At 54.2% G+C, this 7,913-nt stretch carries 8 protein-coding genes; all 8 read right to left on the bottom strand.

Going from position 1 to position 7,913, the window contains the following annotated elements; genetic code table 11:
- Positions 1–207 precede the first annotated feature (207 nt).
- From GTF44_RS22605 to GTF44_RS19035, 8 genes are read right to left on the bottom strand one after another with little or no spacing between them, the layout of a single operon-like run.
- The gene (locus tag GTF44_RS22605; RefSeq protein WP_171562610.1) at positions 208–894 is read right to left on the bottom strand and encodes a 4'-phosphopantetheinyl transferase superfamily protein; all 687 of its coding nucleotides are present in this window, start codon (positions 892–894) and stop codon (positions 208–210) included.
- The gene (locus tag GTF44_RS19065) at positions 878–1,489 is read right to left on the bottom strand and encodes an MSMEG_1061 family FMN-dependent PPOX-type flavoprotein (protein WP_171562612.1); all 612 of its coding nucleotides are present in this window, start codon (positions 1,487–1,489) and stop codon (positions 878–880) included. Before GTF44_RS19065 ends, GTF44_RS22605 begins: the two co-directional genes overlap by 17 nt.
- A gap of 11 nt (positions 1,490–1,500) precedes the next feature.
- Positions 1,501–2,727, bottom strand: a complete 1,227-nt coding sequence (locus GTF44_RS19060; protein ID WP_171562613.1) for an MFS transporter — start codon at positions 2,725–2,727, stop codon at positions 1,501–1,503.
- Positions 2,724–3,677 (bottom strand): hypothetical protein, encoded by a 954-nt coding sequence (locus GTF44_RS19055; protein WP_171562615.1) that lies wholly within the window; start codon positions 3,675–3,677, stop codon positions 2,724–2,726. Before GTF44_RS19055 ends, GTF44_RS19060 begins: the two co-directional genes overlap by 4 nt.
- 20 nt (positions 3,678–3,697) lie before the next feature.
- Entirely contained in the window at positions 3,698–4,549 is an 852-nt protein-coding gene (locus GTF44_RS19050) for a methionyl-tRNA formyltransferase (protein ID WP_171562617.1), read from the bottom strand.
- Positions 4,546–4,800 carry a phosphopantetheine-binding protein gene (locus GTF44_RS19045; RefSeq protein ID WP_171562619.1) on the bottom strand — a complete coding sequence of 85 codons (255 nt, stop codon included), beginning with the start codon at positions 4,798–4,800 and terminating at the stop codon, positions 4,546–4,548. The genes GTF44_RS19050 and GTF44_RS19045 overlap by 4 nt, the downstream gene beginning before the upstream one ends.
- Positions 4,801–4,834: 34 nt before the next feature.
- Complete coding sequence (locus GTF44_RS19040) at positions 4,835–5,995, bottom strand: hypothetical protein (protein ID WP_171562621.1); 1,161 nt, start codon at positions 5,993–5,995, stop codon at positions 4,835–4,837.
- Position 5,996: 1 nt separating this feature from the next.
- Positions 5,997–7,151, bottom strand: a complete 1,155-nt coding sequence (locus GTF44_RS19035) for an acyl-CoA dehydrogenase family protein (RefSeq protein ID WP_171562623.1) — start codon at positions 7,149–7,151, stop codon at positions 5,997–5,999.
- Positions 7,152–7,913: the final 762 nt, after the last annotated feature.

Here is a 7,913-nt window from a genome sequence, read left to right as displayed (position 1 = left end):
AGCAAAACAGGAACGGATTCTACACCTGAGCGGCCCGGATCAGGGGGCTGGGTCATATTCGGCTTTAACGGGTAAGCGGTGCCCTGTCCCCACCCCCACCTTCCTGACGGCGGCTTGATACCCTAAAAAGCATCAAGTCCTCAGTCTCGGGCTGGAACTCTTTATGCTTATCCGCTCAGCCGGCTTTGATCACAGCCAGCATCTCTATCAGTGGGTGGAGCTAGGTAGGACTACGCGGTCGAGATGAACTTTGTGCACCATCGAATCTAAGCATAACGCCAGTTGTGCTCCTGGCAGTTTGATGTATCGCATTAGGTATTGGTCGGATGTAAACCAGCCGCGGCGTGCTTTCTTGTCTATTGACAGGCAAAGTTCGGGACGTTGCAGCAATAGTCCTAAGGAAGTTCCTGTGCATTTTGCCTGTGCTTCGATCAGTGGCCAATGGCGTGCTACGAACTCCTGTGATACGCCCGCCGCGCAGTATCTTTCTTTGAGCCGACGCGGCAGGCAGAATCTCTTGCGAGGACCTTCGACATCGAGTCCAAGACGCCCATGCGAAAGGGCTCCTGCCACCACCCAACCGCTTGAATGGCTGATGCTGATACTCATCGGATGATCCGGCAAATGAGGTTGCCCACATGACAATGTCTTAATGCAAACTTCTTTCAGGCCAAAGCGGCATTGCATGATCCTGCGCAGAATAAACCGGCCGGTCAGGAATTCGATACGCCGATGGCCTGCATGGTTACATTCGGCTTGCCGAACGTCACCCTCTGGCAGCCATTGGTACAGGGCCGTACATGGTGAACTGCGTTCGGTGGTGCTGTGTGACAGGCGTACCAGTCCCAAGGCAAGGCAGGATTGGAAGTTCGCCTCATCAGAGGTCTGTGACATAGCGTTCTTGTACACCCTCTTCCAACGCGGCGGCAGCATCCTCGCCAAGCCGCGCGCCTTCCGCGATTTCGCGCCCCATCGAGACGGCCTTTGGTTCGGGCCAATCCTGCGGGTGCCACATTCGAGCGCGCATCAAGGACTTGCCGCAGTGGAAATAGGCCGAATGCACAGCGAGCCGGATCACGCAGAGTGCAGGCTGTGTGTCAGAACGCAGGTCTGAAGCCAGAGCCGGATCCGCTAATATGTCGGCCGATCCGTGTACACGCAAGGTTTCAGACACGTTCGGCTGTAGGAACAACACCCCGATGCGGGGACGTTCGAGAATGTTTTGCAGCGAAAATATCAGGCGATTGCCTTTGCGTTCCGGCAAGTCCAAGATATTTGCCCCCTGAACCGTTGCGACGGCTGGCTGGTCGCCGCGTGGCGAGACCGATGGAAAGCCGTCCCGGTCAATGGTCGAGATTAGACAAAGCGGACTGCTCGCGATGAACTCTGCCATACGCGGTGTCAAGTGATCGCGGATTTTGAGTGCAGTTGTCGGCGCGGGTTCCGGGATTAGTACCCGTAGGTCATCAAGGTTTCGTAGCGTCTTCATGAAGGGCTTTCTTAATCATAGGCTGCGGGTTGCAAGCTGCGAAACCATAGACTAATTCCTAGCAACCCGGAACCAAGCAGCAAGAGCCCTAGAGACAGCCCGCAGATTTGAAGCAGTGCACCTATCAGGAGTACGCCGGCACTGCCACCCAAGGCTCCGATTGCATTCCACAGGCTGAAGGCCCGCCCCCTATGTGCATCGTCAAGAGTGGTCTGGATCGTCGTGACGATCGGAATATCTGCAACCGCTGCTGAGGCACCCACGAGGGCCGCCGCCAGCATGGCCATCGCAAATGCTGGTAACGGAAGGACGGCTGACATCAAAATGACTGCAGCGGCTGCGGCCAGAACAGCCTCGGCTACAAAGGCCAAGGCGAGTGTTCCGACCTGGTTATGCCGGTTGCCCAATCGAAGGGCGGCAATCAATTCTGCCGTGCCGCTGGCCAACATGAGGGCTCCGAACATTTCGGAGGGTAGATCGAAGACCTCGATAAGCGCGAGCGGCAGCACGACGTAGATCATACCACGCCAAGCCGCTGTATAGCCGAAGTAGCTTGTCACACGCAGGAACAGAAGACGGTGCCCTCGCAAAGTATGTGCCGAGTCCCGCAGATCTGGCCACACCCGACCAAGCCGCAAATTAGGATTGACGGCAGGCACCGAGGGCAGGGCGAACAGGCTGGGCGTGGCGAAAAAAAACACTAGTGCAACAATGAGTGCAGACACGGAAATGCTGTCGGTGATGGCAAAGATTCCTCCCATGACGCCCGCCCCAAGGAAGTAGGACGGCCACTGAAAGCCATGGATCAAGCTGTTTGTCTGCAGCAGCTGTGCCTCGCTGACGAGAGACGGGATTATAGCCTTTGAGGCAGGTTTGGAGACGCCGTACGTTGTGGCTGCTAAGGCTACAGGTAGCAGTAAAACCCAGAGAGCCAGCTCGGACGTCCAGGCCATTATTGCCAGCGCGAGCACGCAGACCGCTCGCGTCAGATCGCAGGCGATGAGTAAACTGCGACGCCCCACGGCATCTGCTATGACTCCGCCCACAAGCCCGAACACGCCGCGAGGGAAGGCAACGTAGAAGGCTGCTAATCCAAGCAGGCCTGGATCGGACGTATAACGCAAAGCGACAATGGTAGCAAAAACACCTAGTAATCCGTCACCAAAGCTTGCAAGCAACTGGTTGGCGAAAAATGCTGCAACCCGTGGCTGACGTAGGAGAGGTAGGTAACCGATCATGCGGGATGCCTTTCCATAGTAAGCCGCTCAAGAAGACTGCTTTCCATGCCACGCAACTCAAGGCATCGCGTTTCCAGCCGGTCAAGGTTGAGCCGCCCACCGTACTCTACCTTCATCATGAGGTTGCGAAGGACAAGGGCTTGTTCGGCGCACGCGTCCATCAGGGTCGCCGTGTCCTGGTCCCTGACTACACAACGAAGGAAACGCGCTGACAGGCTGCGTGACCCGGACAGCAGTGAGAAACTCTCGCGCAGATGGCGCGCTACTTGATGAAGGCGACGGTGGGGATCGGTCGCGATGGCGCGAATGTCGGACAGCAAACGCATGTCATCGCGATGCTGGCTCGTGCGTCGGGTGAATAGTGACCTGGCGCGACTGTTGATTTCGTCAGGAGTGGGCGAGGAGATGGCGCGAAACACACGTACTGCCCGCGTGCCGTTGTTGTCAAAGAATGCAGCCACGTCGTGGTCTGGGTAACGGTAGGGGCGCAGGGCTGTCATCGGATCATCATCGTGAAGCACCCACGAGCCGTCCGGGGCCTGGTCAGTCAGAACGATGGAATGATTGAGGTGTTCTTGCCTGTATTCCGGGTTGTGGGCGAAGTAGAAGACACTGCCCATCAGAACCGCAAATCCGCTGTCATTCAGGGCTTTTTCAATGGTGGCGCGCGCTTCATCGAAGGAGTTGCATTTGCTGATCGTCTGCTGCCACCCGATCAGCGCCAGCCCTTCATCATTCAGGCAGTCTGTGGGAAAGGCGTATTTGGGCGCCTCACCGCATAGTGTTTCGTCGAAAATCTGGTCAGAAGAGACAAAGGCACTGTAAAGCAAAGCATCGATATCAGCACCAGCCTGCTCCATGAACACCAGCGCTTGCCGTCGCCAGCAATCCAGAAACCGCCGATCGAACAGTCTTTCATCATAGGAAATAGGTTGGGGAAGGTGAAGCATATTGAGCCCCTGAAAACGTCTTAAATCAGCGCCATCGATGCAACTGGTGATATGGGGTGCACCGAAGTTAGAAAGAGCCTGCCATCTCGCGTTTGCAAAGAAAGGGGTTGGTTGTTGCCGGAAGCTAATGCCTCGTGAAGATCAGGCGTCGCCGTTGTCACGCGAATTGTACCATGGGCCTGATCCTCCAGCACCGCACCGCCGATCGTTGTACACGCCCGAATAATGCGCAGGTTTCGCATGGTAGTATGCGTGGGTGACAAGCGGCATAGCGCAAGGTCGGGCGCAGGCGCAGAAGTGGCACAGGCCCCATCCTGAGGTGTGGCGCGTTCGGCCCAAGTCTCAATGCATTCTAGAAGGTCCGGCAAGGTGGTTAGTAGCCTACGATTGATCTTCAGCCACAGGGATTGCGCACAATCCTGTGTTTGGATCTTTATTGGAAACTGCGCAATGATGGGGCCAGCATCAAAGTCATCGTTCAGGTAGTGATATGTAAGTCCACTGACAGCCGCACCATCCCGGATAGCATGGAAAATGGGGGCTGCCCCACGATACTGTGGCAAGAGAGACGGGTGCATGTTGACCATGCCGAACCGCGTATAGCGCGCCAAGTGTGGAGGCAGTTTGCCCAGGTAGGACATCACCAGAATAACGTCCGGCCGAAAACCGGCCAGCGTATCTTCAAAGGTGCCTGTTTCCGGGAGAGGTAAACATACGCTTCCCAGTTCCAACCCCGAATCTTGAGCTTGTGCGTCTCGCCATGCAGCAGGCGATAGAAAGGACCGCAGCGTGTGTCCTTTCAGAATCTCAGGCAGCGCAGATAACAGAGTAAGACCCTGCCGTCCGCAGATCAGTGCAACCCGCAAGTTCATGCGGCTGTTGTGTCATGATATTTGTCCTGAAGAAGCCGGACTATATGCTGTCCTGTCTGGAAATGCGCCATCGACAGGTGTTCTTCCTCTAACTCGAAATCCAGTGCCAGTTCCAACTGGGTGATGATTTGCATGATCTTGACCGAGTTGATGCCCAGCGACGACAGAGGTGTTCCCAGTTCAACGGGCGCGTCCCCGTTGGATAGGCGGTTGATCACGGTTAAAACAGTCGCTTCAATGTCTTGTGACATGGAATTTCCTTTTTCTCGAAAGGAGTGTGAGAGTTCAGCTAAGAAAACGACGCAGGGTTTTTGGCCATGCGTTATGATCTGTGCCGTGGCGTGTGAACAGCGACGTGCACCAGCGATCCAACCCGAAAGCGACGCAACCTGAGTGGCGGTCCTTGTCCCCATCCGGGCCAGTGATGTCGAACTTAGCAGTCAAGCTGTCTTGGCAGTTGTTGAATGACGCAATGGATGACGCGCGTTGATCCGTAGTTACGAACTCAAGCTCGTACTTGGCATCTGCCATTAACTGAACGGCACCTTTAGTCATCATGTCATCATAGTGGAAGAACGGGTCACGAGCGGTAACGATCCGGCCGCCCAGCCCAAGATCACAGAACAGATCCCACACCTCTTGCATGATCCCGAGCCTGCGCAGCTCGACCCACTCGGCATCACCGACAAAGGCGATTTCGCGCATCGTGAACTCGTTGCGGCGAAAGTCATCTAGCTTCCAGCGAATCTCATGCCGGAAACAGCGTCCGGCAGAGCTAAGAAGGGCATTTTCGATCTTAGCGCCACGCCATTCTTCGTAGCAGTGATAGCAGATGCAGGGTTGCAAATAGGCCCCATCGCTCACAAACAAAGAGGGATCGATGTCGATGCTATCACTGTCACGAATTTGACGGATTACGGAATAGTCGTGGGGAATGCGTGTTACACCGAAGACGTTTTGTGGGAAGTTTTTGTGATAGCCGCAGCACTGCATCGTCTTAGCTTGATAAACTGACGGATAGCGTCGCAGACCGGCACCATTTCGCTCTGCTATTTCACAGATGGCGCGATCCAGCGCGTCCATCGCTGCAAGGCCAACTCTTCCCGAAAAAACATCTGCCGAAAAACTGTGGTCAAGGGACGGTGTGGGTTGTTGTTCCAGATTGCTACGCTCTTCTTTCTGGGCCAAGATTCGAGCGGTAAGAAGTACATCCACCAGCTCGTGTACTGCCTGGGACAGGCGGGCGTCATCGGTGTCCGCGTGAGTAAACCTGACCTCGTGACGCGCCTGGTCGTAAGCCACCTGCAAGACCTGTTCGCTTAGGTACGGAACGCGTTCCAGCAACTCGGAGAGGCGCCCACCTTTGATGCGCTCGGGCAGAGCAACGACACACTGGCGCGGCACGGAGTTCGAAGCGGAGTCGGAGGGAGAATCGATCATGTTCATCTTAGAGCCACCTGTTCTTGAGAGAAATGACACCAAGCGCTTCCTTAGCCAGAAGCTCGTAGGCGACATCGCGCTGCGGCGGATGAAATTGGGCTGCTTTCGCATCCGTATAGATACGAGATAACGGGTTGGCAGATGACAGGCTGCTTATGCCGTCGATTTTCATCGCGGCATTCACGATTCTTTCGCTCTCTCGGGCGACCACTTCCTTGGTTACAAGGCTGATGCGAGAAATGACCCTCGCGGCGTTCGGATCGCCGGACACGAAGTCATCAAGCACCTTGGTGAAGCGATCCATCTGAGCTTCCATGGTATCTAGGCTGATGATCATTTCTGCAGTCGAGAACTGAACTCCAGGGTAACGTGCCAAGGGAAGATTGCCGCCGGGAGGACGTTTGGATCCTGCGGATTCGATGCTATGCTGCATCACTTGCCGCGCAATACCCAAATAGACCGAACTTACAGAAAACCGGAAGAGATAGCCCTGCAACGCGAGCGATGAAATAGGGGTGGTTTCATCACAGATCACCATCTCGTCAGGACAAAATACGCCATCAAAAGCAACCGAGTTGCTGGCCGTGGCCTGCATGGCTACTGTGTTCCAGTCATCAAGCACACTTACTCCAGCACTGGATTTTCGCAACATCAGGCAAACCAGGCCCAAGTCGTCACCTTGGTAGCCCTCAAGTGCGCAGTATACCGGCAGGAACGAGACGAATGGCTCCAAGGAAACGAATTTCTTAGTGCCATTAACGATATATCCGGCGTCAACCTTGCGCGCTCGGATCGGGTATGTGTCCAGATCTAGTTGACCCGGTGATGTGAAATATAGACCTGGCTCGTTCAGGGATCCTGTCAATGCGCCCTGCTCGACGATCTCCTGTAAGACTGGCTGCAAAACGCTATGCCGGTGCCGATGTAGCCCCCAGACCGTATAAAGGTGCATGGTGAAGCTCAAAGCCAGAGATGGGTTTATCTCGCCGAGAAGAGCGGCGATCTCGCGGTAGCGCATGGCATTAAAATCTGTCTCTTTTATAGGCGCGGCGTGCGCTCCTATGCGTATCAGATGTTTGACGCAATCTGCTGTAGAGCGGTTCCTACCGCGCAACACCTCGATCTCGTTTAGAAGTGTGTCTGTGTTTGGAGTATCCAGCATGAAAAACCTTCATCATTGCATGCGAAACAACAAGGTGGAAATCTATACCTTGTACACGTATATAGGTGAATTTGAGTGGGTTTAATTTACACACTCAAATTGCGAATGATGAATCTGAGGGTCATTCGATCTGCAAGAATGAATACTGAATTCATTGCGTATATTAGTGATTTTTCATCGCAAGTTCGGTGGGTTTTCATTTTCAAATACCTGCGCACTTGAGATTTCCCTCTCACGAGATATCGACCCAACTTTGTTTTGCAAATGTTACAGCGCGAAAGCAGTACTCTCTTTTCCATCCCAGGTCCTAATTAACTTCATTCCATTTACCCCTCCGGAAGAAGGGGCGCGGCACGTGAAAAGAAGTATCCACCCAACGTGTCTGTGCCCACTTCGTAGGATAAAGTTACTGAATTGATAAATATCGATATACTATGAACTGATAGGTATCGGCTATCCTTGGGCCGTGTCAGCTACCATAGAAGCGATATCAGACGAGAGAGTGTTAATTCGTGACCCGTCAGTACCCTAAATGATCCCATTCAAACGTCGTTGTGTTGGGCTTACACCGATACGGCATCACCAATTTACGTAACTCGGCTCTTAGCTGAGACTTGAGCGCGTCTATTGAGATTCGCATTTGCTGCATCGTTCCTATATTCGCTCGAATAGTCGCGTCATCATCGTCTGTAAGGCAGGCTTCTATTTCGAACGCCAACATCATGAATAAAGACAGGATGGTGACACTCCGACGATGATCGG

This window comes from Roseobacter sp. HKCCD6576-2 (assembly GCF_013179285.1).
GTDB classification, from domain to species: Bacteria; Pseudomonadota; Alphaproteobacteria; order Rhodobacterales; family Rhodobacteraceae; genus Rhodophyticola; species Rhodophyticola oceani.
Note: the sequence above shows the minus strand (reverse complement) of the source record. Positions and strands in the feature narration are given on the sequence as shown.

Bases quoted from the DNA above. Each gene is read 5' to 3' on its own strand.
- GTF44_RS19055 (WP_171562615.1), bottom strand. From the start codon at position 3,677: ATGCTTCACCTTCCCCAACCTATTTCCTATGATGAAAGACTGTTCGAT.
- GTF44_RS19060 (WP_171562613.1), bottom strand. From the start codon at position 2,727: ATGATCGGTTACCTACCTCTCCTACGTCAGCCACGGGTTGCAGCATTT.
- GTF44_RS19040 (WP_171562621.1), bottom strand. From the start codon at position 5,995: ATGAACATGATCGATTCTCCCTCCGACTCCGCTTCGAACTCCGTGCCG.
- GTF44_RS19045 (WP_171562619.1), bottom strand. From the start codon at position 4,800: ATGTCACAAGACATTGAAGCGACTGTTTTAACCGTGATCAACCGCCTA.
- GTF44_RS19035 (WP_171562623.1), bottom strand. From the start codon at position 7,151: ATGCTGGATACTCCAAACACAGACACACTTCTAAACGAGATCGAGGTG.
- GTF44_RS22605 (WP_171562610.1), bottom strand. From the start codon at position 894: ATGTCACAGACCTCTGATGAGGCGAACTTCCAATCCTGCCTTGCCTTG.
- GTF44_RS19050 (WP_171562617.1), bottom strand. From the start codon at position 4,549: ATGAACTTGCGGGTTGCACTGATCTGCGGACGGCAGGGTCTTACTCTG.
- GTF44_RS19065 (WP_171562612.1), bottom strand. From the start codon at position 1,489: ATGAAGACGCTACGAAACCTTGATGACCTACGGGTACTAATCCCGGAA.